The following is a 17176-nucleotide window of genomic DNA, read 5'->3' on the forward strand; positions in this document are numbered from 1 at the left end:
ATCAACTTAATGCTTTCCAGATAATATCGCTTATGTTTCTTACTACAATATTACCTTCTAATGCAGCGGCCTTCTTTAGCACCTGCTCACAAGTTGGACATGGTGTAATAACCATAGGTGCACCTGTATCTATTGCTTGCCTGATTCTTACTTTTCCTATTCTGTCTGACAGTTCTACATTTGACATCAATATTCCACCACCGCCACCACAACAGTAAGATGTCTTTTTACTTCTTTCTATCTCTACAAGTTTAACCCCTATCTTTTTCAAAATCTCTCTCGGTTCCTCAATTATATTAAGGACACGAGAAAGGTCGCATGGGTCATGGTATGTAGCTTTTATACCAAGATTTGCTTCAGGAATATGCTCTAAGATAATCTGGGTTACGTGTTTGATTTCTTTTCCATACTCTTCATGTAGGAATGCGGCACAAGTTGGACATAGTGCTATCATCTCTTTATATGGGAAAAGCTCAATGAACTTTGTCTTCCATTTCTTGAATTCTTCTCTAAATCCAAGTGCATAAAGTGGAAAACCGCAACATATTTCATTTTTAATCAGTGGCTTTACTCCAATCTTCTCAAGTATTCTTATGTATAGTTTTGCCTGATTAGGTCTTGCTAAGTATTGGCATCCAATATAAACTGGAATTTCACCTTCTTGCACTGGTGTTGTCACTTCCTCGTCTCCAAAGATATTGCCAGTCCTTTTGACATTTTCAACCATCCCCTTATGTGTCTCATACACAAAACCAGCATCTACAAGGTCCGCCCTTGCAGCACAGAGAATTTCAGGAATTTTCACACTCGGTGAACACCTCTCAAGACAATCTCTGCAGTAAGTACACTGAAATATCTTATCAGCAATATATTTAGAGGGCTTAAGTTCACCAGTAAGTAATCCGTATGCAAGGATAGCTTTACCCCTTGCACCATCAGATTCCCAGCCAAGTTCCTTAAATACTGGACAGCCCTCAAAACAATATGCACACCTTATGCATATATTCAATTCATTTTCATATTCTTTTAGGTATTTAGCTATCATAATTGTGCCTCCTTACTTCATGTTCTTACAGGGTATCTAAGATTAGTTGCTGTTACCCAGTCATCAGGTGCATCCATCAATTTATGCGGGTTTAAGATATTATTAGGGTCGAGTGCCTTCTTTACTGCTCCCATCATACCAAGTGAATCAGCCTTCTCTTTTTTCCATGAGGGTGCTTTTGATATTGCTATACCATGTTCACCAGAAGTTGTGCCACCCACACTCTTTACATAATCATATAGCTCATCAACTGCACACTTTGCATCTTCCCATTGTTCCTTTTTTGTAGGGTCCATTAATATCTTTGTATGTAAAATACCAGCCCCACAATGCCCATAAGCATTCATTATTACATTGTGACGTTCTCCAATTTCGTGAATCTTTCGTGCACATTCAGCTACTTTTGAGTTTGGTACAGCCATATCATCGGCTAACGAGGTGCAAGCAAAGCCTTCTTTATATCTTGATAACGCAGCAAATAATTTCTTTCTACCAGTATAAATTCGGGTCATCTCTTTTGGGTCAGTACTAACCTCAATCCCAAACGCATTATGGTGCTCACATATTTGTTTAAGCACCTCTATATCCGAATTTACTATCTCCTTTGTCCTGCCATCACACTCAAATATTACAATTGCTTCAACCTCCGGCAGTTTCATATTAAGTGTCTTATTCAGAGCAATAATTCCTATATCATCTATAAGTTCAAGTGTAGAAGGAGTAACTTCAGAACTAACCATCCCTGATATCGCTTCACCAGCATCTTCTAATTTATTAAACTTAGCTATTCCCATAGCTGCAAATTTAGGTATTCGCCGTAGAGACATTGTTACTTCTACAATTATACCAAGAGTACCTTCAGACCCAACCATAAGCCTATGTAATTGGTAGCCTGATGCCTCACCTTTAGAAGCACTGCCAAGTGTTACCAAATCTCCATTTGCTAAGACGACTTTCATTCCCATAACATAATCACGAGCTGCACCATACTTTACTGCCTTTACTCCCGACCCATTATTAGCGATAGTACCACCAACAGTTGCGACCCTACCAGATTCTGGTGGCGTAGGATACCAGAGGTCGTAAGGTTCAAGAGCACGGTTAAGGTCGTCCATAGTTACGCCGGGTTCAACTTTACATAGTAAATCTTGCGGCTTTATCTCAATGATTCGATTCATTTGCTTTAAATCCATTATAATTCCACCGTCTATTGGGACTGCATGCCCTGATGTTCCTGAGCCGCCTCCCCTCGGAATAACTGGTATTAGCTCGGTATTAGCACAGCGCATAATTTCCTGCACCTCTTTGATAGTTCTTGGTCGTACAATAACCCAAGGCATAGCCTGATGAACTGATGCATCAGACCCATAGATATAAAGCTCAGCTGGGTCAGTTGAGATATCATCATCACCTACAATGCTCTCGAGCTTCTTCAATATTTTAGGCTTTAGCTTCATAATTCCTCCATTATTTTTTTAACAACTTTAGGAATACTTGTTTTTACTTTTTTTGTACAATTCTCACTAAATGTGGTATTATTCTCTATTTCTATACCATAAATATCTATAACTTTTGGTAACTTATAGCCCAATTTCTCACCTAATTTAATCACAGTTGCAAAATCTACACCATGCGAATATGATAGATGAGGTAGGGACGTATTGCAATACGCCCCTACTAAATCTTCTATCTTCAATTTATACACATCCCCAGGTTTACCTTTACCTGTTTTTATTGAATCAATAACCATGAGTCTATCATACCCTGCAATTTCATCTAAGATAGAAATACCAGCAACATTACCTTCTTTAATTTCGATTTTTATGTCATTGCGAGCGTCGGCGAAGCAATCTCTTTGAGTTTTGACTTTTTTAAGCTCCTGCACAATCTTTACCCCCACTCCATCGTCAGAGAGTATAGGATTGCCAAGTCCTAAGATAAGAGTCTTCATATAAAATATCAAAAATTAAAAATCAAATATTAAAATTACAGATTAACACCAGATTGATTCTTTTTCTCTTGTGAAAATCTGCGTAATCTATGGTTTCTTTTTAAATTTTGATTTATCATTTTGCATTTTGATTTTTGATATTTGATATTAATTATTGAGTCCATTCCATTACCTTTTAAGAGTCCTAATAATATTACCATTTGCATCCCGTATATTTACTACAAGTGGCATCTGCCCCGGTAATGTATGAGTAGCACACGCAAGACAAGGGTCATAAGCCCTAAATGCCATCTCTACCATATTTAGTAACCCGTCAGAGACTTTACCGTTCTTTATAAGCGAGCGAGCCGCACGTTCAATTGACATACACATAGCGGCGGCATTATTTACGGTAGCTACAATTAGATTAACTTCAGTGACAATACCTTTTTCGTCAGTTTTATAATGATGATATAGCGTACCCCTTGGTGCCTCTACAACTCCAATCCCTTCAGTTGGTATCTGGGTAGGTATATTTCTTATATTTGAGCTCGTAATTTCAGCATCTTCTGCAAGTTCAAGCATCCTCTCAGCTGAATAAAGTAATTCAATCAACCTCGCCCAATGAAATGCTAAAGTATTATGGGCAGGCTTACCACCTAAAACATTGTACATCTTTTCATACTCAGCTTGTGCAAGTGGTGTTGCCATACCATCAGATGCATTTAATCTTGCAAGTGGTGCCACTCTGTAAACTCCACTATCCTCACCATCTACAAATCCTTTCCAGCCTATTTTTTTAAGATATGGAAACTTTATATAACTCCAAGACTCTACATGTTCTACTATATGGTCCAAATATTCACTTGGCTTAAATTTAACAAACTCTTTCCCATTAGGGTCAACTACCCTTATATCACCATCGTAAAAATTTACTTTATTATTTACATCTACCATTCCCATATAATAAGTTCTATGTTTGTATATATCACCAACAACGAGGTCTACATATTTCTTATTCTTAAGCACAATGTCATCAAATGCTTTAAGCGCAAACTTAGCAAACTCAACCCCATCTTTAGCAGTCTGGACAACATTTTTTCTATCATCTTCAGTTAGTCCCTTAGATACTCCACCAGGTAAGCCGCAAACTGGATGGATAGCCTTACCAACAAGTAAAGATAATACATCACGCATCCTTCTTCTTATATCTATCACCTTTTTACCTGCCTCTAACCCAACTTTGCTTATCACTCCTAATATATTCCGCTCGCCTGCTGGTGCATCCGGTCCTACAATGAAATCGGGACCGCCAAGAAAGAAGAAATGCAGTGTATGGTCCTCAAACATAAAAGCGGAATAGAATAGCTCCCTAAGCTTCTTTGCAGTTGATGTAGGCTCAACCTTAAATAAGTCATCCAACGCCTTCGTCGATGCCATATGATGGGCACTTGGACATACACCACATATCCTTGGTGTTATTCTTGGCATCTCTTCAGCAAGCCTATCTTCACAAAACTTCTCAAACCCACGTAGCTCAGGCACTTGGAAATATGCGTTACTTACATTACCTTTGGCATCTAAAAAAATCTCTATCTTACCATGACCCTCTAACCTCGTTATAGGCTCTATAGCTATCCTCTTAGCCATTTAAACCCCCACTATTTCAAATTAAAAATTAATTTGATTTGTATTTTTGATATTTAATTTTTATTTTATTCTACGTCTTTTAAGTAATGATGTAGGTAAACTAAATCTATAAAAGGTGCCTGCCGGGTCTAATATTTGAGCCATTAACTTCTCTACTTCCTCATCTGTCATCTTCTCTTCACCCTCTACCCCCAGTATAGATGCAATAGCACTCAAAATCTTGCTACCTTGGTCAATCACTTCTTTTGTAGGTCCAAAGCAGCCCCTACATGGCATATTAGCCCTTATACAACGCTCACCACAACCAGACCTTGTTGCAGGTCCTATGCAAATAATACCTTCATCAAGAAAACATTTCTCAGGGTCATGCATAATTTCGTGTACCCTTTTAATTTCCTTCATAACAAGCTTCTCAGGCTTCTTTTCTGCAAGTGGACAGGTGTCACAAAGTGCTTTGTCAGGGGCAAGGACTGCCCCTTTCCCGGGCAACTTACCTTCAAAAATAGCACTTACTGCATTCATAATTAAGTCGGGTGGCGGTGCACAACCGGGAAGATAGTAATCAACATCTATAACTTGATTAAGTGCATTCACTGTATCGTAGAATTCGGGTAGAGTCAACTCACCTTCTTTAACCTTTGTTTTCACTTGTGGATAAGTGCTATCTGGATTGTTGACTGATGGCACTTCTTTATACACCCTTTTAAAGATAAACTCCTTATTCCAAAAATTTGCAAGTCCCGGTATACCGCCAAGGTGAGCACAACTACCAAAAGCTACTACGAGGCCAGATTTTTTACGTAACAATTTAACCATCTCCTCCTGCTCTTCAGTCCTTACAGCACCATTGATGAAGCTAACCGCTATCTCATTATCTTTCATAGCTTCTACATCTTTCTTCTTAAAGTCAAGTGCTACCGGCCAAAACACAATGTCAACTGCACCTACAACTTTTAATATGTCTTCAGCAAGGTCTATCACTGCCTCCTCACAACCACCACAGGAGGCACACCAATAAAATGCTACCTTTGGTTTAGCCATATAAACTTCCGGTAAAAGTGCAAAATTATAAACCACAAGATTAACACGAGATCAACACAAGATTGATTCTTTTTCTCTTGTGAAAATCTGTGTAATCTGTGGTTTCTTTTTGAATTTTGATTTTTCATTAATCCTTCTCAATGATTGGTACTGTAATACTGCCATCCATCAAGAACAAAACTTTAGCCTCTTTTCCCTTTTTCTCTATTGCTTTATTTATTGCATCTTGGATTGAATGAAGCGGTCTCATAAATACACTCTCTATATCCTTATCCTGCAAATCAGACACTGCCCACATCTCTGCCCATAGTCCAATCTCAGCAAGCTTAGCCGCCTTGTGATAGCCAAGTTTATACCCTTTTTTAATTTTGTCAAGTGTTTCCTGTGGACTCTTACAACTTGCCATAAGGTCAAAGAAATCCTTTGGTCCAATACCAGTCCTACATGCCGCTACCATTATAAGGATACCACCCTCTTTTAACGCAAGTTTACCGTTATCAATTGCCTTCTGCGCCTGATACAAATCTACATCCATAGGATATGGTGCTACAGTTACTACAATATCTGCCTTCTCTGGTACTTTAACACAAAATACTTCATTTGCCTTATCAATAGCAGCATCAAATGAAGCATAAATATTGCCTGCAGTAGCGGCATAAATTCGACGCTCCCCATCAAGCACTGTTTGAATTGAGAATATCTCCTTATCTTTTATAGTCTTAAGCGCATCTATCATATCCTCATGGACTGGATTTCCTTTAAGTCTCAAAGTATCAGCCTCAGGCCGCAGTGCATACTTATGATTTTGCTCTATTGTCTTATAAGAAGCAATTCCGGGTAGGAATGACTTCCTCCCCCCTGTGTAGCCACCAAAATAATGTGGCTCCACTGACCCAATTGGGACAAGTTTATGTGCCTCAACACCAAGCTTATTTACCCACATCTCAGTCCCATTCACAGACTTACCTAAGTAGACCATATCTTCATCTTTCTTTGAATCATGTACATATATTCTATCTTTGAACTCATCATAATATTTACCAAATATAAACTCAAACTCATCCGGAGCCGGCCCACGATGTACCCCAGTAGCTACAATAAACTTTACTGGCTTATCTTTTATTCTATCATAAATAATATCAATCACCTTCTTTGTAGGAGTAGGTCTAGTCTGGTCATTAACTATAAATAATACATCACGCGCATCAGCTAAAAATTCATTAAATGGCTTTGAGTTTATCGGATTTTCTATGGCGTTGTTGAGAGTATCGCTTTCATCCTTCATTTCTACTTCATTAGGATAAAACATACCAAGTACATTCTTGTCCGATACATCAACGCTAATTTTTTTCTTGTCTATAAGGTATATCAATCTTCATCTATGTTCCTCTACTGTCATTGCGAGTCCTGATTTATCGGGACGAAGCAATCTCATATTTAGTTTTCACTTTTGACCGTTGACTATTGACTAATGAATTTCTCCGGTATTATGTAATCACCGTGTTTTTCTCTTGCCTTGTTTAATCTCTGTCTCTGCTCTTCCAATACTTCAAACACTATTTGTGGTGTATCGGTAACTTTAGTTTTATAAATCTCTGTTATCCGATTAATCTTAGCCAAATTTTCTGGCACCCTTATCATAAATTGCTTGTTATAATCCTCCTTAGTATAGTCTTTCTTAAGTACTTCATTAAACAGCCGTTTTAGGTCATCATACTTTGGAATACGACCAGTAGGTGTATTTATAGCATCTACTTCTTTATGCACACGTAGCTCCATCCACTTATACCAGACCTTTTTATCTGTCTTCTCATTTAAAAACTTGCCGTCTTTGTCTTTTAAAAAGTAATTCACTGAGAAAATAAGGGGCGGATTTCCGCCTGAGGCGGACAAGTCTTTACCAAAATCCAAATTATTTTGTATGTATCTACCTACTGGGATTGATAAAAAATCTAAGTTAGACATTGGATTGAATTCCCTAACTCCTTCTTTACCAAGCGTAGCTGCTGTAGTCTCAGACTCAAGCGATGCCCCTTTGGTAATTATACCATGCGACCAATCAAACGACTCTTCTACTGGCACCCATGTATCTGAATCTCTACCTCCATAAACTATTCCGCCAATCACAACACCCTCGGGGTCATTGAGCTTTTTATCTACATTTTCTAAAATACTCAAATCAAGTGTAAATCTCGCATTTGGGTGTGAGCAAGGTATTTCTTTACCTTTAGCATCCTTTTTGCCAATCTGCCACTCACCTGAATGATTATACCCATTAACCGGGACTGCACCATCCTTTCCAATCCAATGTACATGCTTATCTTCAGTAACTAACACATTTGAAAATATAATCTCAGCCTCGCTGTGAAGCGCATTCCATTGGCTTGGGTCATCTACAGAATTTACTCCCTGTATTATACCAAACATACCTTTCTCTACATTCACTGCACGTGCCACACCGTCCTTCTTTTTAATATAAGCTATGTCATCACCTACTATAGTTTCACCATCTAACATTGCAGTTGAAGTCTTACCACAAAGTGACGGGAATGCACCCGTAAAATAAGTTACCCTATTTTTAGGCCCATGAATACTCATTATGAGCATATGCTCAGTTAACCAGCCTTCTTTTGAGCTACGAGTTATTGCAAGTCGCATTGCCAACTTCTTAAGTCCAATGGTATTACCACCGTATTGAGTATTTGTGCTATATACAATATCGTCTTCAGTATCTATATATATTCTGCGTTTGTCAAGATTTTTACAAGTCTTACGCTCATCAAGTTCACCCTGTGAATGTACAAACTTAAAGAAGTGCGCCAAAGGTCCCTGTTTTATAAACTCTTCATAACCGGGTCTATAAAGAATAGTTTCACTGTGAGCTACATAGCTTGAATCTGTCAGCTGGACAGCAGGGATAGAGAACTCAGAATTAGTAGGTCCTAAACAGAAGAAGCAGATGTAAAGCTCTTTCCCTTTCATTATATTTTTCAAAATCTCGTGTATCTCTTTTAACCCTTCATCCCTATCTTTAGTCTCTATTGTAGGACCGAGGTCTACTCCTTTTGGGACAAGAATACCAGTATGCTCCTTATCTCTTCCTTGGTCAAAATAATTATCAAAGTGAATAGTATGACCAGGGATAGCAAGTTTAGCCTCCTCTCCATTATTTATTGCTGATTCCCTTATGTATCTGATATCATCAGGCGAATCATTGCAAACAAACACCCTGTCTGGAGTACAAAGCTCTACATACTTAGCGATAAATTGATGGAGTTTTGTATTATTTATCCTCATAAGCTTACGGTAACTCTCTTCTCCTAACTTAGTTTTAAGCAATTCTAACTCAGCCATAATCCCCCTCTCTTTTACTTGTAGAGGCGGGGTGACCCCGTCCCTACTCTTAGACTTTTAGACTCTCCTTTATCCACTTTGTAGTCACTGATTTAGGTCGTTCAATTGGCTCACCCCATGCCCGACTTAGAATTAGTTGAGCACACATCCCCATAGCACGAGAAATACCAAATAAAACAGTATAATATTCAAATTCAGTTAGCCCAAAATGATAAAGTAAGCACCCTGATGCTCCATCAACATTGGGCCAGGGGTCTTTAACCTTACCTTGCTCCTGTAAAACCTTAGGAACCACCTCAAAAGTCTTAGCTACAATCTGATATAATGCATCGTCAGGACAGACACGGGCACCAAACTTGTGGAAAGCATCAAACCGTGGGTCAGTGATACGCAGTACCGCATGCCCATATCCTGGAATTACCTGCCCCGAATTTAATGTATCCCAAGCAAATTTACGTAGCTCGTCATTAGTTGGAACACCATTAAATTTATCTTTAACCATGATTACCCACCTCAGACACTCTTGATTAGCTAATCCATGTAGTGGACCGGCTAACCCATTTAAGCCAGCTGATACTGCATAATAAGGGTCAGATAGAGCTGACCCTACACAATGGCAAGCGTGTGCACTTACATTACCACTCTCATGGTCAGAATGCAAAACCATATAGAGACGCATTAAGTTCGCAAACTCACCCGTTTTATCCGGAATCCCAGTCATATGAGCGTAGTTACCAGCCCAGTCTAATTTTGGATTTGACCGAATCAGTCTACCTTTCTTAAACCGTATCCGATAAATACCAGCCGCAATAGCAGGTAATTTTGCAAGTAAATTCAATGAATCTTCAAGTGTCGGAATCCAATATTCTGCTTTCTTTAGCCCCTCAGTATACTGCCTTCTAAACACAGACTCTTTTTCCATATTTAGTATTGCCATACTTAGCATCACCATAGGATGAGAATCAGCAGGCATTGTCTTAAGAAGTTTCCAAACATACTCTGGAACGGTAGAACGACTGGTCAAATCAGCCTGTAAGTCAGCTAAAGCTTCTTTGTCAGGCAATTCACCTGTACAAAGGAGATAGAAAACCTCTTCCGGCAACTTATCAGCTAATTGTGCTATAGGTATACCACGAATCACTAACCCCTTATCAGGCGGTACATCTGATGTATCACACACCAAATTCTTAACACCACGCATCCCACCATACACTTGAGCCACTGTCACTTGAGAAATAACTTTTTCACTGTGTTCCTTAACCAGTCTCTTAATCTCTTCAACCATTTCAGGTATTTTTTGAGCTAACTTCTCTTTTAATTTACCCATTTTACCCCCTATTTCTTAGACTTTTAGACTATTACCTCCCTCGGGTCACTTATTTCACCTTTTATTGCTGAATACGCAGCAGTTGCAGGTGAAGCTAAATAAATGAACCCTTCAGGATTGCCCATCCTACCCTTAAAATTACGATTTGCAGTTGATAAACAAACTTCACCATCAGCAAGTACACCTTCATGAACTCCAACACAAGGACCACAACCGGGCCCCATTATTGATGCACCTGCCTTAACAAATATCTCTAATAATCCCTCTTTTAGAGCTCGCAGATAAACATCACGAGAGGCAGGGCAGACTATAAGTCTTGTATCAGAATGTCTTTGCTTACCATCAAGTATTTTAGCGAGTATCCTTAAATCTTCCATCCTACCATTTGTACAAGTCCCTATATAAACTTGGTCAACTTTTATCCCTTTTGCTTCGCTTACTGGTTTCGTATTATCAACTGTATGTGGAAATGCTACCTGTGGCTCTATTTTGCTTGCATCTATCTCAATTACACGCTCATATTTAGCATCAGGGTCTGGTCTTATTTCACGGTAATCTTTACCCCTACCATAACTTTTAAGCCACTCCAGCGTATATTTATCCGTCCCACAAACACCTGCCTTAGCACCAGTCTCTACTGCCATATTTGACAGAACAAATCTTGACTCCATCGTCATATTGGATATTGTATCACCACCAAACTCCAGTGCCTTATATGTAGCACCATCTGCACCTATCATACCAATAAGATAGAGTACAAGGTCTTTTGAATACACACCTTTCTGAAATCTGCCCTTCACTTCTATCCTAAATGTCTCCGGCACCTTAAACCATGTCCTGCCAAGTGCCATCCCTACAGCTACATCTGTAGACCCCATCCCAGTCGCAAATGCACCAAGAGCACCAGGAGTACATGAGTGCGAGTCTGCACCTATCACTACATCACCAGGGTTTACAAATGACTCAATAAGACGCTGATGGATGACACCGTCACCTACATCTGATAATATAGCACCAGTCTTTTTACAAAATTCTCTCAATAACTTATGGTCATTAGAGAGTTCCTTCCGCGGTGATGGTGCTGCATGGTCTATGAACACAATTGAACGCTTAGGTGTTATCTTTTCAAGCCCCATCTTTTGGAGTTGTTTAACTCCAAGAGGCCCTGTCCCATCCTGAAAAGCAGCAACATCAACTTTAGAAATAACTATATGACCAGCCTTCGCATCCTGACCACTCTTCTCTGAGAGTATCTTCTCTACTATCGTCTTACCCATTTTTAACTTTTAGACTATTAGACTCTTAGACTGTTTTATATTTCTTCACCCCTTCCTCGTATAAATCGCCACCATAGCAATCATTTGCTACTATACATGTAAAATCAGTAACATCAAGTTCTGTTATAGCTTCAGGTCCTAAATCCTCGTATGCGACAATCTTACTTGACTTAACTGACTTTGCAACCAAAGCAGCTGCTCCACCAGTAGCAGCTAAGTAGACAGCTTTATGTTTTTTTAATGCATCACGTACCTCTCTACTTCGATTACCTTTACCAATGGTAGCTTTAAGTCCATACTGATGCATAAGTGGAGTGTAAGAATCCATTCTATATGAAGTTGTAGGACCCGCCGACCCTATTGCATACCCGGGTTTAGCAGGCGCCGGTCCTACATAATAGATAACAGCACCTTTTAAATTAATAGGTAACTTCTCGCCTTTCTTTAATAACTCAAATAACCTTTTATGAGCTGCATCTCTGCCAGTATAGATTATGCCTGAAAGCAAAACTTTATCACCAATCCTTAATTTTTCTATATCACTATCAGATAACGGTGTCTTAAGTCTTACCTCTTTCACCATACTACCCCCATTACCCATTATATTGTAGTAATCTAAATAATTCTAATCACAATTCTAATCACATATATTTATAATAACACTAAAAATGCCATAATACACAAAATTATGAGTATGAAATTAAAACCGCTCACTTTTTCGTTATTCGTCATTTCCTTCTTCGTCATTCGTCATTTTTATATTACTGCACTCTTATGTCTTGCTGCGTGGCAGTTTATATTTACTGCACATGGCATAGTCGCTATATGACATGGATGTGTCTCTATGTGCACAGCAAGTGCAGTTATCCTACCACCAAGCCCCATAGGCCCTATACCAAGTTTATTTATCTTCTCTAATAATTCTTTCTCCACTTCTGCAAATCTTTGGTCCGGATTTGGTGCTCCTAAAGGCTCTCTTAACAATGCCTTCTTTGCTAACATCGCACATTTCTCAAAAGTGCCACCTATACCTATACCCACTACTATTGGAGGACAGGGGTTACCACCTGATTTTTCTACCCTCTCTATAACAAACTTCTTAACCCCTTCTATCCCATCGGCTGCAGTTAACATACGGACTTCTGACATGTTTTCAGCCCCACCACCTTTGGGACAAATAATAATTTTTAGCTTATCACCCGGCACAATATCAGTATAAATAATAGCAGGTGTGTTATCCTTTGTGTTCACACGTGATAGGACTGGGTCGTCTACAATTGACTTGCGAAGGTACCCATCTTTATATCCTTTTCTTACTCCATCATTTATTGCATCTGTAAAATTGCCGCCAGTAATATGAACTTCTTGACCAAGTTCAACAAATAATACTGCAAACCCTGTATCCTGACATATAGGAAGCTTTTCCTCTCTTGCAATACAATTGTTCTCAATAATCTCATCCAGTATCGCCTTACCAGTGGGTGATTCTTCCTTTTCACGTGCAATTTTTAAAGCGTTTAAAACATCGTCTGGTAGGTTATAATTTGCATCCATACACAAACTACTCACAACCTCGACTATCTTATTAACATTTACTTCTCTCATTTACCCTTCTCGCTACCCGCTTCCCAATTCTCACTTCTTATTTCTAGCGGTCCAAGGCTACGTATTTGTTCAATAAATTCGTTCATCACCCGCGCAAATCGCCTACCCTCACTTGCTGATACCCACTCAAGTCTAAGACGAGCTGGCTCAATTCCAAAATCTTTTAGCATCCGCTTAAGAAGGGAGATTCTTCTCATCGTTTTATAATTACCATTCTGATAATGGCAGTCCCCGGAATGACAGCCACCTACAAAAACACCATCCGCACCCTGCTTAAATGCCCAAAGAATGTGCTCAGGGTCAACTCTTGACGAACACATAGTCCTGAGTAACACACAATTTGGCAAATATTCTATCCTTGATGTCCCAGCTAAGTCTGCACCTGCATAGGTGCACCACTTACATACAAGTCCAACTATCTTTGGCTCAAACTTTTCCATCTGTTCTCCGTAGTACTACGAAGGACGAATTTCCTAATCTCCATTTTCTAATTCCTATTTCCTAATTTCTAATATTATCATTCCAGCACTACCTCAACCATTTTAAACAATTGGTTATCTTTCAAGTTCCTAAGCTGTGATGCTCCTGATGGACAAGCTGATACACAACTGCCACAACCTTCACATAATACCTCGGTAATCTTGGCTATACGTTTTTCATCTTTTGGCTCAATCTTCCTTGCCTCATAGGGACATAGGGGAATACAAACTGCACACCCACTACACAAATCCTCATCCACAGTAGCCACTATTGGTTCATGCTTAAGTTCAGGCTGTGAAAATAACTCAAGCACCTTTGACGCAGCACCACTTGCCTGTGCCACTGTATCTGGTATGTCTCTGGGCGACTGGGCTGCACCCGCTAAATAAAAGCCTGCTGCCAGTGTCTCTACAGGCCTTAATTTTGGATGGGCTTCAGATAAGAAGCCATGCTCATCAGCGTGAATCTTTAACTTACGGATGAGCTCCTCTATACCATTACTCGGCACTATAGCCATAGATAGAACTACCATATCGCATTTGATCTCAAGCTGCTTACCAGTAAGTGTATCTGCACCCATTATAATAAGACTACCATTAACTTCAAATATCTTTGATACCTTACCTCTAATATATAAAACCCTATCCTCTTCCTGCGCCCTTGTGACAAACTCCTCATACCCTTTACCATCAGAACGAATATCAATATAAAATACAATTGCCTCACCATCTGGGACATGGTGCTTATATAGCATAGCGTGTTTTGCAGTATACATACAACATATCTTTGAACAATATGGAAAATGATTCTCGGGGTCCCTTGAACCTACACAACTAACAAATACTACTCGTTTTGGTATTTTTCCATCCGATGGCCTCCTAATTTCACCTTCTGTTGGCCCTGATGCCGAGAGCAACCGCTCAAATTGCAGTCCATTTAATACATCCTTATATTTACCAGCCCCATACTCACCTATTTTATCAATTGGATATAGCTCATACCCGGTAGCGACCACAATTGCACCTACCTCCTCTTCAACAATCTTGTCAGCCATATCATGAACAATTGCTTCGGGTTCACATACCTTTTCACATTCACCACATTCTGAACAGCCACCACAAGCAAGACAACGAATGGCCTCAAGTTTTGCCTGCTCCTCTGTAAACCCAATATTAACCTCCTTGAAATTGTGTCTACGCTCCTCTATCGGTAATGAAGGCATCCTTTCACGATGTCTACGCTCTAACCATTTTGGTATCTCTATTTCCTCAACCCGCTTAAGTTCAAGCTTCCTCCCTTCCTTTAGGTCTATTCCTCTTATGAACCTATCTATTGAGATTGCCGCCTCCTTACCACCGGCTATTGCTTCAATCACAGTCGCCGGTCCACTAACAGCATCACCGCCTGCAAAAACGCCAGGAATAGAGGTCTCTAATGTATCGGGGTCTACTTCAAATGTAGACCATTTTGTAGTGCGAAGCTTGCTATCTTTTGGAAGCCAAGAAATATCTGGAGATTGACCAATTGCTGTTATTATAGTATCGAAAGTGTCTGTAAACTCTGAGCCCTCTATAGGAATTGGACGACGCCTGCCAGAGGCATCCGGGGGACCGAGTCGCATCCTTATACATTCCATACCTATTACTTTTCCAGTCTGAGGTTGAACCTCCTCACCAAGTATCCGAATTGGGGCAGTCAGATATTCTATGTTTACACCTTCTCTTTCTGCCTCAATTATCTCTTCCTCATTTGCTGGCATTTCTGCCCTTGACCTACGATAAACTATAACTACATCTTTAGCTCCTAATCTTAGAGATGCCCTTGCTGCATCTACAGCAGCGTTACCACCACCAATTACTGCTACCCTTTTACCAATGCTTACTTTATTGCCCATATTTACAGCACGTAAAAACTCTATACAGGAGAATACACCTGATAAATCCTCACCCTCCACTCCAAGTTTACTCTCTTTATGTGCTCCTATAGCTAAGAACACTGCTCTATAGCCTTGCTTAAATAAATCATCAACTGTCAACTCTTTACCTATTTTTGTATTCGTTTTTATTTCTACACCAAAATTAGTTATATATTCTATATCTTTGTTTAACACATCACGAGGTAACCTGAACTCAGGAATTCCTACACGAAGCATGCCACCAGGAAAAGGAAGTGCCTCAAAGACCGCTACTTTGTAGCCCCACTGAGCTAACTTCCAGGCGCAACTTAAACCAGCAGGTCCTGAACCCACTATAGCTACTTTTTCCTTCTTCTTTTCAGGAAGTTTTTTAGGCTTTTCTAATTTAGTTTCATAATCTGCTATAAAACGCTTAAGCGACCGTATAGAAATAGGTTCATCTATATCACCTCGCTTACATTCAGTCTCACATGGATGATTACACACACGACCACAAACCATTGGAAATGGATTCTCGTCACGCTCTAATGCTAATGCCTCTTTATATTTACCTTGAGATATAAGTGCTACATAACCTTGAACATTTACACCAGCTGGGCAACTATACTTACAAGGAGAGACACCACGCTTATCAATAACAAACCTGTTTGGAACTGCCTGCGGAAAAGGTCTATATATTGCCTTACGAGTAGAAAGCTCTACATCAAACTCACTACTAATTTTGACAGGACAAACCTCAGAACATTCACCACAGCCATTGCATTTATCCCAATCAATATAAGGAGATTTCCTTTTTATCTTAACTTTAAAATTGCCCACATAGCCTGAAATGCTATCAATCTCAGAATAAGTATAAAGTTTAATATTTTTATGCTGGCCTACCTCTACCATCCTTGGGGTAAGAATACATTGAGAACAATCAAGAGTAGGGAATGTTTCTGATAGCTGTGCCATATGACCACCAATGGAAGGCTCTTTTTCTACTAAAATAACTTCATAACCTGAATTGGCAATATCAAGTGATGCCTGAATACCTGCTATGCCACCACCAATCACTAATGCACGACGAGTTACAGGTATGCCTATAGGCACAAGTGAGTCATTTTGCTTAACTTTTTCAACTAACGATTTTATAATCTTTACTGCTTTCGGAGTAGCAACTTCCATATCCTTATGAACCCAGCTACAATGCTCACGAATGTTAGCGCTCTCATACCGATAAGGATTTAAGCCCACTGATTCTACTGTCCTACGAAATGTAGTCTCATGTAAGGTAGGTGAACAGGCAGCCACTACTACACCATTGAGCTTTTTTGACTTTACTGCATCCCGAATAAGTTGTTGCCCAGGCTCTGAGCACATATATTTATAGTGCTCACAATGAGAGACACCGGGATAGCTCTTAATCTCATCTACTACCTTATCAACATCTACAGTACCCGCAATATTTCTACCACAATGACAGACAAATACACCTATTTTATCCATATATTAAAAAAGATGCCCACATGGACATCTTTGTCACTCTACTCAATACACCATTATATTGAGT

General features: G+C 39.5%; 12 protein-coding genes and 1 pseudogene. All 13 read right to left on the minus strand.

Features of this window, described 5'->3' with window-relative positions:
• Position 1 precedes the first annotated feature (1 nt).
• The 13 genes and pseudogenes from QMD71_03995 to QMD71_04055 all read right to left on the minus strand — a co-directional run bounded on the left by QMD71_03995 (position 2) and on the right by QMD71_04055 (position 17112).
• Positions 2-1045: a (Fe-S)-binding protein gene (locus tag QMD71_03995; protein MDI6840008.1), complete on the minus strand. Its 1044-nt coding sequence runs from the start codon at positions 1043-1045 to the stop codon at positions 2-4.
• Positions 1046-1062: 17 nt separating this feature from the next.
• Entirely contained in the window at positions 1063-2502 is a 1440-nt protein-coding gene (locus tag QMD71_04000; protein ID MDI6840009.1) for an FAD-binding oxidoreductase, read from the minus strand.
• A complete protein-coding gene (locus tag QMD71_04005) occupies positions 2499-2996 on the minus strand; it encodes a hydrogenase maturation protease (protein MDI6840010.1) in 498 nt (165 codons plus the stop codon). Before QMD71_04005 ends, QMD71_04000 begins: the two co-directional genes overlap by 4 nt.
• Before the next feature lie 168 nt (positions 2997-3164).
• Positions 3165-4625 carry a Ni/Fe hydrogenase subunit alpha gene (locus tag QMD71_04010; protein ID MDI6840011.1) on the minus strand — a complete coding sequence of 487 codons (1461 nt, stop codon included), beginning with the start codon at positions 4623-4625 and terminating at the stop codon, positions 3165-3167.
• Positions 4626-4685: 60 nt separating this feature from the next.
• Positions 4686-5666 carry an oxidoreductase gene (locus QMD71_04015; GenBank protein MDI6840012.1) on the minus strand — a complete coding sequence of 327 codons (981 nt, stop codon included), beginning with the start codon at positions 5664-5666 and terminating at the stop codon, positions 4686-4688.
• A 127-nt stretch (positions 5667-5793) separates the two neighbouring features.
• Positions 5794-7045: pseudogene (gene larA, locus QMD71_04020) on the minus strand (nickel-dependent lactate racemase).
• Between the two features lie 82 nt (positions 7046-7127).
• Entirely contained in the window at positions 7128-9020 is a 1893-nt protein-coding gene (locus tag QMD71_04025; GenBank protein MDI6840013.1) for a phosphoenolpyruvate carboxykinase (GTP), read from the minus strand.
• A 49-nt stretch (positions 9021-9069) separates the two neighbouring features.
• Positions 9070-10347, minus strand: a complete 1278-nt coding sequence (locus tag QMD71_04030; protein ID MDI6840014.1) for a citrate (Si)-synthase — start codon at positions 10345-10347, stop codon at positions 9070-9072.
• A 23-nt stretch (positions 10348-10370) separates the two neighbouring features.
• Complete coding sequence (locus QMD71_04035; GenBank protein ID MDI6840015.1) at positions 10371-11624, minus strand: 3-isopropylmalate dehydratase large subunit; 1254 nt, start codon at positions 11622-11624, stop codon at positions 10371-10373.
• 25 nt (positions 11625-11649) lie between these two features.
• Positions 11650-12207 (minus strand): Fe-S-containing hydro-lyase, encoded by a 558-nt coding sequence (locus QMD71_04040; GenBank protein MDI6840016.1) that lies wholly within the window; start codon positions 12205-12207, stop codon positions 11650-11652.
• A gap of 173 nt (positions 12208-12380) precedes the next feature.
• Positions 12381-13229, minus strand: a complete 849-nt coding sequence (locus tag QMD71_04045) for a fumarate hydratase (GenBank protein MDI6840017.1) — start codon at positions 13227-13229, stop codon at positions 12381-12383.
• Positions 13226-13669 (minus strand): hydrogenase iron-sulfur subunit, encoded by a 444-nt coding sequence (locus QMD71_04050; GenBank protein MDI6840018.1) that lies wholly within the window; start codon positions 13667-13669, stop codon positions 13226-13228. Before QMD71_04050 ends, QMD71_04045 begins: the two co-directional genes overlap by 4 nt.
• Positions 13670-13746: 77 nt before the next feature.
• On the minus strand, positions 13747-17112 hold the full coding sequence (locus tag QMD71_04055) for an NAD(P)-binding protein (protein MDI6840019.1): 3366 nt from the start codon (positions 17110-17112) through the stop codon (positions 13747-13749).
• Between the last annotated feature and the right edge of the window lie 64 nt (positions 17113-17176).

The organism is bacterium (assembly GCA_030018315.1).
Taxonomy (GTDB): Bacteria; Hydrothermota; UBA3073; order JACQXS01; family JAGMCI01; genus JASEGA01.

What these genes read in the sequence shown, in the direction of transcription:
- QMD71_03995 (MDI6840008.1), bottom strand. Translation starts at nt 1,045, where the DNA reads ATGATAGCTAAATACCTAAAAGAATATGAAAATGAATTGAATATATGC.
- QMD71_04000 (MDI6840009.1), bottom strand. Translation starts at nt 2,502, where the DNA reads ATGAAGCTAAAGCCTAAAATATTGAAGAAGCTCGAGAGCATTGTAGGT.
- QMD71_04005 (MDI6840010.1), bottom strand. Translation starts at nt 2,996, where the DNA reads ATGAAGACTCTTATCTTAGGACTTGGCAATCCTATACTCTCTGACGAT.
- QMD71_04010 (MDI6840011.1), bottom strand. Translation starts at nt 4,625, where the DNA reads ATGGCTAAGAGGATAGCTATAGAGCCTATAACGAGGTTAGAGGGTCAT.
- QMD71_04015 (MDI6840012.1), bottom strand. Translation starts at nt 5,666, where the DNA reads ATGGCTAAACCAAAGGTAGCATTTTATTGGTGTGCCTCCTGTGGTGGT.
- QMD71_04025 (MDI6840013.1), bottom strand. Translation starts at nt 9,020, where the DNA reads ATGGCTGAGTTAGAATTGCTTAAAACTAAGTTAGGAGAAGAGAGTTAC.
- QMD71_04030 (MDI6840014.1), bottom strand. Translation starts at nt 10,347, where the DNA reads ATGGGTAAATTAAAAGAGAAGTTAGCTCAAAAAATACCTGAAATGGTT.
- QMD71_04035 (MDI6840015.1), bottom strand. Translation starts at nt 11,624, where the DNA reads ATGGGTAAGACGATAGTAGAGAAGATACTCTCAGAGAAGAGTGGTCAG.
- QMD71_04040 (MDI6840016.1), bottom strand. Translation starts at nt 12,207, where the DNA reads ATGGTGAAAGAGGTAAGACTTAAGACACCGTTATCTGATAGTGATATA.
- QMD71_04045 (MDI6840017.1), bottom strand. Translation starts at nt 13,229, where the DNA reads ATGAGAGAAGTAAATGTTAATAAGATAGTCGAGGTTGTGAGTAGTTTG.
- QMD71_04050 (MDI6840018.1), bottom strand. Translation starts at nt 13,669, where the DNA reads ATGGAAAAGTTTGAGCCAAAGATAGTTGGACTTGTATGTAAGTGGTGC.
- QMD71_04055 (MDI6840019.1), bottom strand. Translation starts at nt 17,112, where the DNA reads ATGGATAAAATAGGTGTATTTGTCTGTCATTGTGGTAGAAATATTGCG.